The sequence below is a fragment of the Nocardia sp. BSTN01 genome, assembly GCF_015354405.1.
Taxonomy (GTDB): Bacteria; Actinomycetota; Actinomycetes; order Mycobacteriales; family Mycobacteriaceae; genus Nocardia.
In genome coordinates, this window is sequence record NZ_JADKYP010000027.1 from 19,903 (window position 1) to 35,581 (window position 15,679).

17 protein-coding genes are annotated in these 15,679 nt (G+C 68.6%); 7 read left to right on the forward strand and 10 right to left on the reverse strand.

Features of this window, described 5'->3' with window-relative positions; genetic code table 11:
- Positions 1 to 153: 153 nt before the first annotated feature.
- Positions 154 to 921 carry an ABC transporter ATP-binding protein gene (locus tag IRT45_RS21250; RefSeq protein ID WP_194807594.1) on the forward strand — a complete coding sequence of 256 codons (768 nt, stop codon included), beginning with the start codon at positions 154 to 156 and terminating at the stop codon, positions 919 to 921.
- Complete coding sequence (locus tag IRT45_RS21255) at positions 906 to 2,483, forward strand: hypothetical protein (protein ID WP_194807595.1); 1,578 nt, start codon at positions 906 to 908, stop codon at positions 2,481 to 2,483. Before IRT45_RS21250 ends, IRT45_RS21255 begins: the two co-directional genes overlap by 16 nt.
- Positions 2,484 to 2,580: 97 nt before the next feature.
- Here the strand turns inward: IRT45_RS21255 and IRT45_RS21260 are convergent, their stop codons facing one another.
- Entirely contained in the window at positions 2,581 to 3,696 is a 1,116-nt protein-coding gene (locus IRT45_RS21260) for a GDSL-type esterase/lipase family protein (protein WP_194807596.1), read from the reverse strand.
- Positions 3,697 to 3,800: 104 nt separating this feature from the next.
- Between IRT45_RS21260 and IRT45_RS21265 the strand changes: the two genes are divergently transcribed.
- Both IRT45_RS21265 and IRT45_RS21270 read left to right on the forward strand, forming a co-directional pair.
- A complete protein-coding gene (locus tag IRT45_RS21265; RefSeq protein ID WP_194807597.1) occupies positions 3,801 to 4,283 on the forward strand; it encodes a MarR family winged helix-turn-helix transcriptional regulator in 483 nt (160 codons plus the stop codon).
- A 145-nt stretch (positions 4,284 to 4,428) separates the two neighbouring features.
- Positions 4,429 to 6,207 carry an MFS transporter gene (locus IRT45_RS21270; protein ID WP_194807598.1) on the forward strand — a complete coding sequence of 593 codons (1,779 nt, stop codon included), beginning with the start codon at positions 4,429 to 4,431 and terminating at the stop codon, positions 6,205 to 6,207.
- A gap of 37 nt (positions 6,208 to 6,244) precedes the next feature.
- Here IRT45_RS21270 and IRT45_RS21275 read toward each other — a convergent pair whose 3' ends face one another.
- The 7 genes from IRT45_RS21275 to IRT45_RS21305 form a co-directional block, all read right to left on the reverse strand.
- Positions 6,245 to 6,652, reverse strand: coding sequence for an NUDIX domain-containing protein (locus IRT45_RS21275; protein WP_309241080.1), 408 nt, complete (start codon positions 6,650 to 6,652; stop codon positions 6,245 to 6,247).
- Complete coding sequence (locus IRT45_RS21280) at positions 6,649 to 7,239, reverse strand: hypothetical protein (RefSeq protein WP_228534722.1); 591 nt, start codon at positions 7,237 to 7,239, stop codon at positions 6,649 to 6,651. Before IRT45_RS21280 ends, IRT45_RS21275 begins: the two co-directional genes overlap by 4 nt.
- 31 nt (positions 7,240 to 7,270) lie before the next feature.
- On the reverse strand, positions 7,271 to 8,071 hold the full coding sequence (locus IRT45_RS21285; protein ID WP_036505546.1) for a family 1 encapsulin nanocompartment shell protein: 801 nt from the start codon (positions 8,069 to 8,071) through the stop codon (positions 7,271 to 7,273).
- The gene (locus IRT45_RS21290) at positions 8,068 to 9,120 is read right to left on the reverse strand and encodes a Dyp-type peroxidase (protein WP_194807599.1); all 1,053 of its coding nucleotides are present in this window, start codon (positions 9,118 to 9,120) and stop codon (positions 8,068 to 8,070) included. Before IRT45_RS21290 ends, IRT45_RS21285 begins: the two co-directional genes overlap by 4 nt.
- Positions 9,121 to 9,184: 64 nt before the next feature.
- A complete protein-coding gene (locus IRT45_RS21295) occupies positions 9,185 to 9,511 on the reverse strand; it encodes a cupin domain-containing protein (RefSeq protein WP_030517171.1) in 327 nt (108 codons plus the stop codon).
- A gap of 132 nt (positions 9,512 to 9,643) precedes the next feature.
- Positions 9,644 to 10,150 carry a dihydrofolate reductase gene (locus tag IRT45_RS21300; protein WP_194807600.1) on the reverse strand — a complete coding sequence of 169 codons (507 nt, stop codon included), beginning with the start codon at positions 10,148 to 10,150 and terminating at the stop codon, positions 9,644 to 9,646.
- On the reverse strand, positions 10,147 to 10,959 hold the full coding sequence (locus tag IRT45_RS21305) for a thymidylate synthase (RefSeq protein WP_194807601.1): 813 nt from the start codon (positions 10,957 to 10,959) through the stop codon (positions 10,147 to 10,149). Before IRT45_RS21305 ends, IRT45_RS21300 begins: the two co-directional genes overlap by 4 nt.
- A gap of 71 nt (positions 10,960 to 11,030) precedes the next feature.
- Between IRT45_RS21305 and cobF the strand changes: the two genes are divergently transcribed.
- The 3 genes from cobF (at position 11,031) to IRT45_RS21320 (ending at position 13,796) form a co-directional block, all read left to right on the forward strand.
- On the forward strand, positions 11,031 to 11,783 hold the full coding sequence (gene cobF / locus IRT45_RS21310) for a precorrin-6A synthase (deacetylating) (protein ID WP_194807602.1): 753 nt from the start codon (positions 11,031 to 11,033) through the stop codon (positions 11,781 to 11,783).
- 130 nt (positions 11,784 to 11,913) lie between these two features.
- The gene (locus tag IRT45_RS21315; RefSeq protein WP_194807603.1) at positions 11,914 to 12,867 is read left to right on the forward strand and encodes a hypothetical protein; all 954 of its coding nucleotides are present in this window, start codon (positions 11,914 to 11,916) and stop codon (positions 12,865 to 12,867) included.
- Between the two features lie 62 nt (positions 12,868 to 12,929).
- Positions 12,930 to 13,796 carry an Fpg/Nei family DNA glycosylase gene (locus tag IRT45_RS21320; RefSeq protein ID WP_194807604.1) on the forward strand — a complete coding sequence of 289 codons (867 nt, stop codon included), beginning with the start codon at positions 12,930 to 12,932 and terminating at the stop codon, positions 13,794 to 13,796.
- Position 13,797: 1 nt separating this feature from the next.
- Here the strand turns inward: IRT45_RS21320 and IRT45_RS21325 are convergent, their stop codons facing one another.
- Positions 13,798 to 15,303, reverse strand: coding sequence for a carboxylesterase/lipase family protein (locus IRT45_RS21325; RefSeq protein ID WP_194807605.1), 1,506 nt, complete (start codon positions 15,301 to 15,303; stop codon positions 13,798 to 13,800).
- A 16-nt stretch (positions 15,304 to 15,319) separates the two neighbouring features.
- Positions 15,320 to 15,565 (reverse strand): DUF2630 family protein, encoded by a 246-nt coding sequence (locus IRT45_RS21330; protein ID WP_194807606.1) that lies wholly within the window; start codon positions 15,563 to 15,565, stop codon positions 15,320 to 15,322.
- Between the last annotated feature and the right edge of the window lie 114 nt (positions 15,566 to 15,679).

Below are 15,679 nucleotides of genomic sequence, written 5' to 3' on the forward strand. Positions count from 1 at the left end.
GGGCGCCGTTCGACTTTCTCATCGACACCGGCGCCTTGCTGCGGTAGCGAGTCGGGAGGGTGGGGTCGACATATTGTCGGGCGGTTGCAGCGCGGACCAGGCACAGTGGATGTGGCACATCGATGCGGGTGCGTCACCCGCGGAGGAGGGGATATGCACGCCGACATCACGCCTGCGCTGGAATTGAGCGGGCTGTACAAGCGGTTCGGTGGGCCGTGGGTGGTCGACGGGGTGAGTGTGGTGGTGCCGCCCGGGTCGTTCTTCGGGCTGGTGGGGCCCAACGGCGCCGGTAAGACCACCACGTTGTCGATGGCGGTCGGGTTGTTGCGGCCCGACGCGGGGCAGGCGCGGATCTTCGGCGCCGATGTGTGGGCGGATCCGGTGCGGGCCAAGACGATCGTCGGTGTGCTGCCGGACGGGCTCGCGCTCCCGGAGCGGCTCACCGGACGTGAGTTGCTCACCTACACCGGCCTGCTGCGCGGTCTGGCGCCGGCGACGGTGGCCGAGCGGGCGCAGGAACTGCTCGCGGTCCTCGAGCTGATCGAGGCGGAAAACACTCTGGTCGTGGACTATTCGGCCGGTATGCGCAAGAAGATCGGGCTTGCCACCGCATTGCTGCACGCGCCCAAGCTGCTGGTGCTCGACGAACCGTTCGAGGCGGTGGATCCGGTGTCGGCCAGCACCATTCGCACGATTCTGCAGCGGTTCGTCACCGCCGGCGGATCGGTGGTGCTGTCCAGTCATGTGATGGCGCTGGTGGAGAATATGTGCGATCACCTCGCCGTCATCGACAAGGGACGGGTGGTCGCCGCCGGATCGGTCGCCGAGGTGCGCGGCGAGGGCAGCCTCGAGGAGGCGTTCGTCCGGCTGGTCGGCGGTCGCATCGGGGGAGACGAGGGCCTGTCGTGGTTGGCGTCCTGATCCGGATGCGCTGGCGGTTGATCGTCCGCGCGATGAACAACGGACGGGCGGCGGTCGGCTTCTGGATCGGTCTGGTCTTCGGGATACTCGCCGCTGTCGCCACCGCGGTGGTGATGGCATCGGCCGGCCACGCGTGGGATACGCGTGCGGCGATCAATGTGGCCGCGACGCTGTACGCCGTGTGGACGCTCGGCTGGCTGGCCGGCCCGATCATCACCGGCAGCAGCGACGAAACGCTGCAGCCCGAACATTTCCGGCTGCTGCCGCTGAGCTATCGCCAACTATCCATCGGTCTCGCGGCGGTGGCCTTCACCGGGCCGGCCGGTGCGGTCAATCTGATCGCCTTCGCCGGGCTGGTCGCGCTCGCAGCTCAATGGGGCGTGGTACCGACTCTGTTCGCTGTCGCCGGGATGTGCCTGCAGCTGATCTTCGTGGTGCTGCTCTCCCGGGCCGTACTCGCGTGGATCGGCGCCGCTATGCGTTCACGCCGCGGTCGCGATCTCGGTGTCGTGCTGGCGGGCCTGACCGGCCTGGCCTACTACCCGCTGCAACTGCTGGTGTCCTATCTCGGACCGCGCTTGGAGCACGTGTCGCCAGGCCTGGGCGCGACATTGCGGATCCTGCCCTCGGGATGGGCGCCCTACGCCGTCCAGGCCGCCGAGGAAGGTCACTGGTGGTTCGGCGTCGGGGCCCTGGCGGGACTCGCCGCTCTGTCGGCGCTGCTGTGGCAGGCGTGGGCGGTACTGCTGCGACGGCGTCTCACCACCACCGCCGCACCCGCCGGTCCCGTTCGCGCACAGGCGGGTTCGGGACGTCTCGACCGGATGGTCCGCCCGACACCGGTCGGCGCGGTGGTACTCAAGGAGCTGCGCACCTGGTCGCGCGACGGCCGGCGGCGGGCGGCGTTGCTGCCGCTGATGCTCATCGGCGTGGTCCTGCCGATCTTCCTCGGACTGCAGAACGGCGGGGCCAGTCTGCCGTTCGCGGGGGTGTTCGTGGTGTGGATGGCCGCGATGGCCAGCGCCAACGTGTACGCCTTCGACGGGACCGCCCTCTGGCACACCCTGGTGATTCCGGGGGCCGTGCGTGCCGATGTACGCGGTCGCATGATTGCCTGGCTCCTGGTGGTCGGCCCCCTCGCCGTGGTTCTCACCCTCGTCCTCCCGGGCGCGGCCGGGCGTCCGCAGATGTATCCGTGGGCGGTGTCGACGCTGCCGGTGGTTGTGGGCGTCGGCGTGGCGGCGTCGATGTTCCTGTCGGTCTACGCCGCGTATCCGCTTCCGCAGCAACGCGGTAACCCCTTCGCCGGCAATTCCGGGAATCCCGGATGCGCGCGGGCGCTGGTCCAGTTGGTGGTCGGCTTCGGTCAGCTCGTGGTCAACCTGCCGGTGCTCGGCCTGCTCGCACTGGGCGCCTATCTCCACAACGCGCTCGTGCAGTGGTCGGCACTGCCGGTCGGAATCGTCCTCGGCGCCGGCGCCGCACTGCTCGGCGCACAGGTGGTCACCCGCCGCGTCGAAGCCCGCGGGCCCGAACTGCTGGCCGAGGTGAAACCGCGCTGAACTACTCCGGGAGTCCTCCGAACTCACCGTGACCGCCATCGCCGCGCGGTCTCACCGACCACGCCGGTGTGCGGCGCGGTCGATCGCCCGATTCGCGTCAGCGCAGCGCGGGGATCCGCATCGTCTCCGCCATGATGCGGGCGCCCTCGTCGTTGAGGTGCAGTCCGTCGCCGCTGTCGAGATCCGGGCGGATGAAGTCCGGCCGCTCCGGATCCGCCACGGCGGCCGCCACATCGAAGACGGCGTCGAAAACCGTTGTGGTCCGCAGCCATTCGTTGACGACCGCACGCACCGGCAGTGCGGGATCCACATTCACCTCCGGATAGATCACCCCGGCGAAGGGCCCGATCGTATTGGCATAGACGGGCAGTCCGGCGGCGTGTGCCCGCGCGGCGAGTTCGGTGTAGCCGGCGATCAGATCGTCGGCCGCGGCCACCGCGCCCAGCCCGAGGTCGTTGATACCGAGATTGACCACCACGTGGGTGACGCCCGGCACCGCGAGCACATCGCGGTCGAACCGGGCCAGCGCGTGTTCGCCGACCTCGTCGGTGAGCAACTGGTTGCCGCCGATGCCCTGATTGACCACCCAGCCGCGGGTCAGCAGCGAATTCAACGCGTCGACCGAGCGGCGATTCGCGCCGACCGTGGTGCCGGCGCCGTCGAACCACGAGTCACCGAACGCCACCACCACCGGGGTATCCGCGTCAGCGAGTACGTCGACGCCCGTCACATAGAAGCGCGAGGCAACCTCCTCGACCTCGGACAGGTCCGGATCGGCGGTGTGATCACCGGCGACCACGGCGGCGATCTCCATCGGCTGATGGGAGAAGGTCGCGAGTCCGGTCGGCCCCGGCAGATACAGGCTCAGCAGGAGATCGTCGCCGCCGTCCACGGCGAGATCGACCGCGTCGCTGATTATTTCGCCACCTACCGGGATGTGAACCCGGTCGGCTCCGTCGAAACGCAGCACGGTACCGGTTTCGGCGACAGCCGCGAACCCGCTCTTGCGCAAGGCGATCCGAGCCGCGCTGATCTCCAACGCGTCACGTCCGTACCGATTGCTCAATCGCACCCGGAGCCGGCGCCCGCCACCGGCCATGTGCAGCACCTGGCGCACGGTCCGATCGGTGAACCCCCGGGGTTCGGACAACTGGAACTGCTCGTAGGGGCTGATGATCGCGGAGCGGAATCCGGCGAGCCAGGTGCTGGTCATGACATCTCCATTTAGTTGCCGTGAGGAATATCCCCGCAGCAATAATATGGAAGATATTCCTCATGTCAACTATCCGCACAACAACTGTGCGTTAGGCTGACCGCATGGAGCACCCGCACGACGCCGACCTCTTCGACGACCCGCGCCTCTCCGACATCGGCATGCTGTTCGAGGCGACGAGCGGAATCCGCCGCAAACTCGAACCGACCTGGTCGGCGAACGGGCTGTCGGTGCTGGACTTCACGGCGCTCATGCGTCTGAGCCGCTCGCCCGGACGCCGGCTGCGGATGACCGATCTGGCCGATCAGGCCCAGCTGTCGACCAGTGGTGTCACCCGCCTGGTGGATCGGCTCGAACGCAACGGATTCGCCCGTCGCCAGTCCGATCCGAACGATCGCCGCAGCTCCTACGCCGCACTCACCGCGGCCGGTGCGACGCGGCTGGCGAAGGTGCTGCCGGAGTATCTGAAGATCCTCGACACCTGGTTCTACGGTCAACTCACCCCGGCGCAGTGCGAGGCGCTGATCAGCGGCCTCCGGATCATCCGCGACGCCACCTTCCCCGAGGCGGGCCGGCTCTCCGACTGATCCGGTGCGGGTAGCCGAATGCTCGCGTTCACCGCACGGTCCGGTATCGCCCGGTCCCTATTGCCGAGATTCGCCCGGTTCGGCTCGTAGACTCGACCGATACGAGTTACTTCCCAGCGACATCGGTCGACGACGGGAGCGGCGCATGGCTGATCACGTTCGAACAGACGCTGAGCTCGGTTCGCCACCCACCGGTGCCAGACGGTGGTACGCCCTCGCGGTCCTCGCGCTGGGGCTCGGGATGGTGACGCTGGACGGCACCGTCGTCGGTGTCTCGCTGCCGGCGATCATCGGTGATCTGGGACTCGATTTCACCCAGGCGCAGTGGGTTTTCTGCGTGTACTCGGTGGTGCTCGCGGTCCTGCTGATCATGGTCGCCCGGATCGGCGACCGCTTCGGCCGCCGTGCCCTCTTCGCGCTCGGAGTGCTGATCTTCGTCGGTGGCAGCCTGTTGGCCGCCTCCGCCGATTCGGCGAGCCCGCTCATCTGGGGGCGGCTGCTGCAGGGCATCGGTGGTGCGGCGGTCGTGGCGGGATCCCTGGGCACGGTAGCCGCGATGTTCCACGGTCGCGCACGCGTGATCGCCTTCACGACGTGGGTGGTCGCCCCGGCCGCCGCGGCGGTCGTCGGCGCCGCACTCGGCGGGTGGTTCGTCGACTCCTTCACCTGGCCGTGGATCTTCCTGATCAACGTGCCGATCGCGGTGGTCGTCCTGATCGGCACCGTGCTCGTGCCCGAAACCCGCATCGGCGCCGCGGCCACCGGACCGGACGTGGACGGATGGCTGCTCAGTGCCGCCGGGTTCGCGCTGGTGATCTTCGCCCTGATCGAGGGGCAGCGCTACGGCTGGGTGCGGCCTCGGCGGGAGTTCACCGTGTTCGGCGTGACCTGGTCGACCCAGTCGGCGAGTTCGCCCATACCCTTCGTCCTCGGCGTGGGGGTGCTGCTGCTGGTGCTGTTCGTCTTCTGGGAGCGACACCGGGTGAAGGTGGAACATGCTGCGCTGGTGGACTTCTCGCATCTGCGCGATCCCCGGCACTGGGGTGACGGCGCCGCCCTGCTGCTCGCGGCGGCACAGTTCGGACTGCTCTTCGTGCTGCCGCTGTACCTGGTGAACTGTCTCGGGTTGTCCACGCTGCGAACGGGTTCGATTCTCGTGGTGCTGACCGGATGCGCGCTCATCTCGGCGGTGCTGACCGCCGGACCGCTGCGAACGGTACCTCCACAGTGGTTGATACGGATCGGCCTGGCGATCGCGTTGCTCGCGATGGCGGTGACCGCGCTGGCGTTGACCTCGACGATTCCGGCGTGGGTGCCGACCGTGCTACTGGCCTGCTACGGCGTCGGTCTGGGACTGGCCGCCGCCCCGCTGACGGCGAGTATGCGCACGGGTGCGGGCGCCATGGCATCGGATCCGGGCTCGATCACCGCGGCCACGGCCCGGCCCGCCGGTGCCGCGCTGGGTGTGGCGGTGCTCGGCAGCACCCTCTCGATCGGTCTCGGCCACTTCCTGCCCGACCGGCTGAGCTACGTTCCGGGCCTGGCCACCCGCGCCGCCGGGGAGGTGGGTGCGGCCACCCGCGATTCGGCGGGCGGTGCGATCGCCGGACTGCGCGCCCAGCACGCACCGGCCGCGGTCACCGATGCGCTGGCCAACGGATTCGCCGACGCGACCCGCGTGGCGCTGCTCGGCGTCGCGGTCGTGCTGCTCCTCGCGTTCGTGGTGGCCACGCAAATTCCGCAGATCGACACCGAGCAGATCGACACCGAGCAGACCGACGCGCGGCAGACCGAGGCCGGGCGGATCGATGGCGAACCGCCCGGTGCGGTAGCCCGCGACCGAGACCTCGAGCGACCGGACCAGCCGCGCCCGACCATCGACGGCAAGGGCGCCGCGCCGGTCGAACGTGGCGACGCGACGTAGCGATCCCGCAGTCACCGCACGGGATCACGCGTCGCCGTCACCAGTCGATCAGGTCGAGTTCGTGCAGACGCCGGAACACCAGCATCGAGCCGGGCGCGACATGCGGCATGGCCGCGTACTCGCCGACGGTGAAATAGCGCAGTTCCGCGATCTCGCTCGTCGGCGTCGGTTCGCCGGTGAGCTCCGCGGTGAAACAGGTCATGTGCAGTGCGGTGCCCGGCGTGTGCCCGTACGCCTCACATTCGAAGACGCCCAGCTCGTCGTGGGCCGTCACGTCGACACCCAGTTCCTCCCGCACCTCGCGGTACAACGCCTGCACCGGTGATTCGCCGGGGTCGATCTTCCCGCCCGCCATGTAGAACACCTCTTTGCCGGTCGACCGTGTCTGCAGCAGACGGCGATTCCGGATGTGGGCGAGCGCGGCGGTGCGAATCAAGGAGTTCACTGGGCGGCCGGTGCGAGCTTCCAGTGGTCGTGCAGGGCCGAGGCGATCTCGGGCAGCAGGGTGACCGGTATCCGCTTCTCGCGCAGGATCCGGCGAATCTCGGCGACCTGTTCGCGCTTGCGATGTTCGTAGGCGTTGGACACCGGATGCCGCACCGGCGGAATGCTGAGCAGGACCAGCTCGTCGTGCGGTTCGTCGCCGCCGGTCAGATCCAGCGCGAGCGACCAGCGGGCCCGCTCGTCGAGGGCGAACCGGCCCGCCACCACCCGATCCCACTCCAGCCGCGATTCGGCCCACGGGGTGCGCCGATAGATCGCGCGGTCGGTGAGAACGACGACATCGCGACCGAACAGCGCCACCAGTAGCGCGATACCCGCCACCGCCCCGGCCAGCAGCCCGGTGAAGATCCGGTTCACCCCGAACAGGACCACCACCGCACCACAGATCACCAGCACCGACAGCACGGCGAGCGCACTGTAGGTGAGGGTGCGGCGGCCGGTGACGACACCGGCCCGCACCGCACGCATCGGCCCGCGGGACCGGCGGGAGATATCGGGTCCGGAAACCGGTGGGACGTCGTCGCTCATGGTGATACCTCGGAGATCGCCGGCGCCGGGCTCAGCCGCGCAGCGGGACCGCGGCCTCGGCGGTGTAGACCAGGAAGGTCAGGCTCTCCTGGAAGTACAGCTGCACGCTCTCCGCGTCGTGGGACAGGTAGCCGATCGACAGATCCTGCCCGAGTTGCAGATCGAAGTCGCCGCCGCGGGTGGTCAGCACGAAGGCGCCGTCGATGGCGGGCGCCCAGATGATCTCGCCTTCGGGGATCAGCCGCTCGATATGCGTGCGGATCGGGTGGCCGTGGTCGGAGGTCTCACTCACGGCGGTGTACAGATCGGCGCTCAGCAGCACCGAATACGGCCCGTCGACACCGGCGAGGCGCAACTTGCTCAGTGCCTGGGCGATGGCCTCGGGGATGAGGCGCGGATCGCTCGGCGCGGTGACGGGAGTGTTCGATACGGCCGCCCGGATGCCGGTGATCCCGGCGGCGGGGTAGCCCTCGAAGACGGCACGGTCCTCGGCGAACGCGATCTTGCGGGCGGCATCCTTCACCGGATCCAGATCGGCGTCCTCGGCGCCGCGCTCGACGTTGTCGAGCTCTTCCCGCGAGAGCGTGAACGGCACCCGCAGCTCGACCAGCGGCGCCACCAGGCGCTGGCGGGCCTGCACGCCCTGATCCGGCGCGTCGATGACGGTGGTGCGTCCCAATCCGACCGCGGAGTAGTCGGTGCCGTGCGGACCGGACAGGTCCACCACCCGGCGACCGGCGATATGACGCCGGAAGGTGCGCGTCGCCTCCTCCTCGATGGCCGACCACGCCTCGGAGGTGATCGGCGCGAGTTCACGGTGCAGATTGTTCATTGCGGAATCCTTTTCAACGTGCCGATACCGAGAGAGCCGTCGCCGGAAGGCGCGGCCACGGGCAGCTCGGCGATACCGGCTGCCCCGAGTTCCAGGTCCTGTTCCGCATCCGCCTCCTGCTCGGGGGCGTCGGGAAGGTCGTCGAAGAAATCGTTGGCCGGGGTGAAGAACAGCGTGCCGGTGATCGCGGTGGAGAAGTCGAGAATACGGTCGTACGGTGCTTCGTCGGTGCCGAGGAACATGCGCACCAGCATCCGCTCGGTGACATCCGGGGTGGCCGCGTAAGCGATGTAGTACGTGCCGAATTCGCCCTCGCGGACACTGCCGAAGGGCATGTTGGCGCGCAGTATCTGGCGTTCGGTCCCGTCCGGATCGATCAGGGTGTTGACCGCCACATGGGAATCCGCCGGCTTGTCCTCGTCGGACAGTTCCAGATCCTCGAGTTTGGTACGGCCGATGACGAGCTGCTGCTCCTCGACGGTCAGCGAACTCCACGCCTCCAGATCGTGCAGATATTTCTGCACGACGACATAACTTCCGCCGGCGAAGTCGGGATCCTCGTCACCGATCAGTGCCGCGGCGACCGCGGCGGGACCCTCGGGATTCTCGGTGCCATCGACGAAGCCGAGCAGATCGCGCTGTTCGAAATAGCGGAATCCGACCGTCTCGTCGATGATCGTGGCGGCGCCCTTCAACCGGGAACCGATCAGCATCGCCAATTCGAAACAGGCGTCCGGCAATTCGCCCTTGATGTGGAACAGCAGATCGCCCGGCGTGGCCGGAGCCTGATGCTTCGCCCCGGCGTAGCCCGGAAATTCGTGCAGCTCAGCGGGTTTCGGGCCGGCGAACAGCCGATCCCAGGCGGCGGAACCGATACTCGTCACGCAGGACAGCTGCGTCTGCGGCACCCGGAATCCGATCGAGCGCCGCAGGCCCGCCAGATCGGCGAGAAGGTCACGCACCACCGGCTCACCGCCCTCGTCGATGGTCGCGACGAGGAAGATCGCGGCGCGCGAGAGCGGATCGAGGATCGGCTGCGGCTCACCCATGATCAACAGGGTACGGTGCCCACCCGACAGCGGGTGCGGACGGCCCGGCCCGGCGAGACCGGCGTCACTTCGCGACGGTCAGCAGGAATACCGCGTCGTCGATCGCTTTCACACTGTGCCGGGCCGACGGAATGACCAGCAGATCGCCGGGCGATCCCTTCCACTCGTTGGTGCCGCAGATCAGAATCAGGGTTCCGGTCAGAACCTGCAGGGTGGCTTCACCGTGAGTTTCGTGCTCGGCCAGGCTCTGGCCGGCGGTCAGCGCGATCAGGGTCTGGCGCAGGCTGTGGGTATGGCCGCCGTAGAGGGTTTGCGAACTGCGTCCACTCGTGGCGGATGCGGCCAGTTTCAGCTGCTGGCGAGCCGCCGCCGTCAGCGATTTCTTGTCCATGATCTGCCTCTCGCGGTTCAGCCGGGATCGGGGCTGTGGTCACAGGCTGGATATCGCTGAGTATGCCGGACCCACCTCGCCCGGTCGGGCGTTTCGCCGATGCGATTCGGGTTCGAGACCTGCCGGGCCCGGTCAGCCGACCGTCGCGGGGGCGGTGTCGCGGGCGAAGCACCGGATCCGGTAACGCAGACCCGACCGAGACTGCGACCAGGGCGCGTCCTCCACCTGCCAATCGCCCTCGATCGCGGGTGCGTAGGCGTCACCGGGGATATCGGTGTCGACTTCGGTGACTATCAGGTCGGTCGCGTAATCCATTGCCTGCCGGTAGATTTCGCCGCCGCCGATGATCCACACGGTCTCCGCGGCGGCCAGTGCGATGGCGCCGGCCACCGAGTCGGCGCGTTCGGCGCCCGGCGCCGACCACTGCGATTGCCGCGTGATGACGATATTGCGCCGCCCGGGCAGCGGCCGGAAGCGCGCGGGCAGCGAATCCCAGGTGCGCCGGCCCATCAGCACCGGATGATCGGCGGTGACCGTTTTGAAATGCGCCATATCCTCGGGCACTCGCCACGGGATGGCGTTGTCGGCACCGATCACGCCGGCCGGGGTCTGCGCCCAGATCAGCCCGATGCGGCTCATACCGCCACCGGCGCCTTGATCGCCGGATGATGGCGGTAGTCGAGCACTTCCACATCCTCGAAGCCATAGTCGAACAGGCTCGGCGCGGGCCGCAGATGCAACCGGGGGAACGGATACGGTTCGCGGCTGAGCTGTTCGCGGACCTGGCTCAGATGGTTGTCGTAGATGTGGCAGTCGCCGCCGGTCCAGATGAAATCGCCGGGCTCCAATTCCGTCTGCTGCGCGACCATATGGGTGAGCAGCGCGTAGCTCGCGATATTGAACGGCACCCCGAGGAACAGGTCGGCGCTGCGCTGGTACAGCTGACAGGACAGTTTTCCGTCCGCCACATGGAATTGGAAGAACGCGTGGCAGGGCGCCAGCGCCATCTTGTCCAGCTCTGCCACATTCCAGGCCGAGACGATGATCCGGCGGGAATCCGGGTCGGTGCGCAGGGTTTGCAAAACCTGCGCTATCTGGTCGATATGGGTGCCGTCCGGCGTGGGCCAGCTGCGCCACTGGACCCCGTAGACCGGGCCCAGTTCACCGTGCGCGTCGGCCCATTCGTCCCAGATCGTGACGCCGTGCTCGTGTAGCCAGCGGATGTTGGAATCGCCGCGCAGGAACCACAGCAATTCGTAGACGATCGATTTCAGATGCACCTTTTTCGTGGTGATCAGCGGGAATCCGGCGGAGAGGTCGTAGCGCAGCTGATGTCCGAAAATCGAACGCGTACCCGTCCCGGTGCGGTCGGATTTCGGCGTACCGCGCTCGAGTACCAGCCGCAGCAGATCCTCGTACTGAGTGTCGTTTCCGGGCGCGCCGTCCATATCCGCAAGCCTAGCCTTCGGGCGACCACCGCCCTCATCGCCCGGTGGTCCGCTGGCTAGCCTGGGGCACCGTGCGCATGCTCTATGTGATCGGAATCGGCGCCGGTGATCCCCGGCAGGTGACCGTGCAGGCGGTCGAGGCGATTCGGCAGGTCGACACGTTCTTCGTCATCGGCAAGGGCGAGACCAAGCGGGAGCTGACCGAGGTCCGCGCCGCGATCCTCGCCGGACACGCCGATCCGGAGCATCGCGTGGTGTCCATCGCCGATCCACCGCGGGAACGCACGGTCTCCGGCGCCGCCGATTACCGCGAGGTGGTCGAGGACTGGCATCGCCGCCGCGCCGAACTGCTGGCCGAGGCATTCGATGCCACCGAGGGGGTCGGCGGCATCCTGGTCTGGGGTGATCCCTCGCTCTACGACAGCACCCTGCGGATGGTGCAGCGAGTGCTGGACGCGGGAACGCGATTCGAGTACGCGGTGATCCCGGGGGTCACCAGCGCGCAGGCCCTGGCGGCGGCCCATCGCATCGTGCTGCACGAGATCGGCGAACCGGTGCACATCACCACCGGTCGCCGCCTGCGTACCGAGGGCGTGGCGGCCGACGGGTCGACGCTGGTGATGCTCGACGGCGAGTGTTCGTTCACGCAGGTGCCCGGCGACGATCTGCACATCTGGTGGGGCGCCTACCTGGGCATGCCGGACGAGACGTTGATCGAGGGTCCGCTGCGGGCGGTCGAGGATCGAATCGTCCGGCGCCGCAACGAACTTCGGGAGGCCAAAGGATGGGTGATGGACATATATCTCTTGCGCAGAGCCGATTAGCGGGCGTTCGTCCCCCGGATATGTCCGAAATAGCCCCAAAATTGCTGTGGAATAAATCGATACGAATGTGATCCAGACCACCGGCCGGTTCGAATCACTGTCATCGATCGAAATCCGACTGGAGGTTTTCATGGCAGGGCAGCATTCGGCGGCATCGGGACAGTGGTGCCGGCGCGTTGGTTCCTCACTCGTCATCGGCGCGTTGCCACTGACCGTGGCGCTGTGGCAGACGGGTGTGGCGGGGGCGGCCGCGCCGACCGCCGAATCGGGTGTGGCGGGGGCGCTGCCGGACGCCGGAACCGTCGCCGCCGGTGTCTCGAACGCGGCGGATGCCGTGGCACGCGTGGTGGCGCAGGCCAATCCGTGGCAGTTCCAGCCGAGTGCCGCGACCGATCCGGCCGTACCGCCGTTCGCCGCGCCGGTCGCCGATGCCGAACCGAATGCCTCCGCCGATGCCGCAGCGCCGGCCGCCGCACCCGCCCCGGGCGCCGTCTCGTCGAACCGCAACGCCGCCAACAGCACTCGGGCGGTCCCCGATCTGACCGCGCCGGCCATGGTGAATCCAGGCGCACTGCATCTGCCCGACCTCGCCCATCCGGCGGCGCCGGTGGCGCCGATCAAGGCGCCCGACGGCACCATCCGGATCGGTTCGGTCGTCACGCCCCGGCCCGATTTCATCGATCCGCAGTTGAGCGCGCAGATCAACGATTCGGCCGCGCAGACCGAGGCGGGGTTGGCGCAGACACTGGACTCGGCCGGATTCGAGCCGTCGCGCTCGGACCGCATCGCCGCGGACACCCTCGCCGGCGCGGTGATCGGGTCCAGCGTGGGCAATATCGTCAGCAGCCCCATCGCGAGCACCAGCGCGGTCGTCGGCGCGGTCGCCGGTTTCATCGCCGGGATCCCGTTCCTGCCCGCGGGCCTGGTCGTCATGCCGGTCGTCGGGGCCGCCATCGGATACGCGGTGATCGCGGCGCCGGCCGCTGCCGCGGGTGCCGCGATCGGCGCCGGAGTGGGCGCGATCGAGGGTGCGGTCGCCCCCGGTGCGGCCACACCGCCGCAGGCGGCTCCCGCTCAGATGTGATCCGGGCCGCGGCCGTCGCGCGAATGCGGCCGGTTGTCGGTGGGCGCCGGTAGGCTGCGTGAATGCCCGAGTTGCCGGAGATCATGGCGCTCGAACAGTTTCTGGTCGAGCATGCCGTCGGCGCGGTTGTCGGGCGGGTCGACGTCGCGGCGCTGAGTGTGCTCAAGACGTTCGACCCGCCGGTGACCGCGCTGTCCGGGCGTGACGTCACGGGCGCCGGGCATTGGGGCAAGCATCTGGGCCTCGACTGCGACGGCCTGTGGCTGATCACGCATCTGTCCCGCGGTGGCTGGCTGCGCTGGATCGACGAACCCGGCGCCGCGCCGCCGAAACCGGGGAAAGGCCCACTGGCACTGCGGGTCCACTTCTTCACCCCGGAGGGCGCGACGCCCGCCTTCGATCTCACCGAGGCCGGTACCAAGAAGCGGCTCGCGGTCTGGATCACCGAGGATCCGCGGTCGGTGCCCGGCATCGCTCGCCTGGGCCCCGACGCGCTCGAGATCTCCGAGGACCACTTCGCCGAACTCCTCGCCGGCACCTCGCAGCGACTGAAAACCGTCTTGGCCGATCAGAGCGTACTGGCCGGCATCGGCAACGCCTACTCCGACGAGATCCTGCACGCCGCCCGGCTCTCACCCTTCGCCACCGCGTCCACACTCGGCGCGGACAAGGTCGCCGAGCTGTACCGGGCGATGCGCGGCATCCTCACCGACGCGATCACCCGCTCCGTCGGTCAGGACGCGGCGCGGCTCAAGGGGGAGAAGCGGTCGGGCATGCAAGTGCACGCGCGGACCGGACTGCCGTGCCCGGTCTGCGGCGACACCGTGCGCGAGGTCGCCTACGCCGACAAATCGTTCCAGTACTGCCCGACCTGCCAGACCGGCGGCAAGATCCTCGCCGATCGGCGGATGTCCCGGCTGCTCAAGTAGTTCAGACCAGCGCCGGAACCCGGACTCCGTGCCACGCGAGTCGTTTCGCGCGATCCGGATCGACCTCCACCCGCGCCGGGCTGTCGATGATGCGCGTGCTGCGGCGCTGCTCGGTGTACTGCGGCCAGGACGGCAGCGGCTCGCCCTTGCGGGCGAACGACAGCCAGTTGTCCTGGAATTCGCGCTGCACCGCGAGGAAGTCCCGGTAGCCGCCGGCCGCGGTGAGGCCACGTCCGATCGCACTGTCCACACCGCCGAAAACCGGAATCAGATCGAACGCGTGGGTGGCGCCGAATCCGGCCAGCTGGACCACGCGCGGCGCGTAGTCGAGCCGATAGGCGTAGGTCGGGGCGTGGCGGCTGTGGCCCTCGAGCACCTCCACGGTGGGGCGCCAGAAGACGAAGTCACCGCCCATGCGCACGGCGGCCCGCCGCGACGGATAACCGGGATAGGCTGCCACGACCCGCTTTTCGAGATCGGCGTCGCCGCATCGCGACAGCGCCACATGCAGCTGTTCGGCGGTGGTGGGCAGGGTGCGGTCGAAGCGTTTGAACAGGGTCGCCTCATCGCGGTTGGTGCCGATGATCAGCGGGACGGCGTGGGCGCGCCCGGCGGCGATGGCATCGATCGGATCCATCGGCAGGAAGTCGCCGTCGACGACCGGGGCGGCGGGGAAGCTGCCCGGCTGCCGCCACAACACATCGCCGATCGCGCGGTCGGCGGCCTTGCGGATGTCGTTCGCACCGGCGCTGCTCAGCGCCTCGGCCGCCTCGTCCGGCGTGGCGCCGAGATTGTCGACGCAGCGCCGGGCGAAGATCCGCGCCTCCTCGGCGGTCAGCGACCAGTCCGCCGGCGCGCTCTGCGCGATGCCCCGATGGAACAGCCCGGCCGCGGCCGGGGTGGCGAGCAGGCTGACCACCGCGTGCGCGCCGGCCGATTCGCCGAAGATGGTCACATTGTTCGGGTCACCGCCGAAGGCCGCGATATTGCGCTGCACCCACCGCAGGGCCGCCACCTGGTCGCGTAGACCCAGATTGGATTCGAAGGGCCGTGTCGCCGTGGAGAATTCACTGAAGTCGACATAGCCGAAGGCGCCCAGCCGATAGTTGAACGACACGACGACCACATCGCCGCGCAATGCCAGCCGGGCGCCGGAGTACAGCCGCAGCGCCGAGGTGCCGAGCACATAACCGCCACCGTGGATGAACACCATGACCGGCCGGGGCGCGGTGGCCGGTTCCAGCGGCGCGGTGACGTTCAGGGTCAGGCAGTCCTCGCTCGTCGGCTGCGGACCCCGCGGACCGATGCGGGCGCCGTCGCGCTGCTGCATCGCGGCGAATCCGTATTCGGTGGCCAGCCGTACACCGGACCAGCTCTCGACGGGCTGCGGCGCGCGGAAACGAAGATCGCCGACGGGCGGTGCGGCGAAGGGAATCGAACGCCACTGCGCGATGCGACGCCGCCGGAGACCGCGGACAACGCCGTCGGCGGTCGTGATGTCAACCATTACCCGATGGTAACCGTTACTGCAGGTACCCTTCGACCTGCTTCACGGGGTTGGCTTGGGCTTCGTCGGGGTTGCCGCCCTGCTGGATGCGGGCCCGCCGCTGCCGCAGCAGATCCCAGCACTGATCGAGCATCACCTCGAGATCGGCCAGCTTCGCCCGTTCGGTCTCGGGATCGAGCTCCCCGCTGGTGGCCTTGGACCGCAGCTGATGCTCCTGCTTCACCAGGTCCTGGATATGGGCAAGGATGTCCTGTTCGGTCATGAGGCCATGGTACGGCGCGGTGCGGTGCGCCACGGGTGACGCGGCCTGTTCGGTCGCCTCCCGCCGAGAGCGGGTACCGGTCCAGTCGTTTCGTCAGGTCCGGCAGGCTCGCGC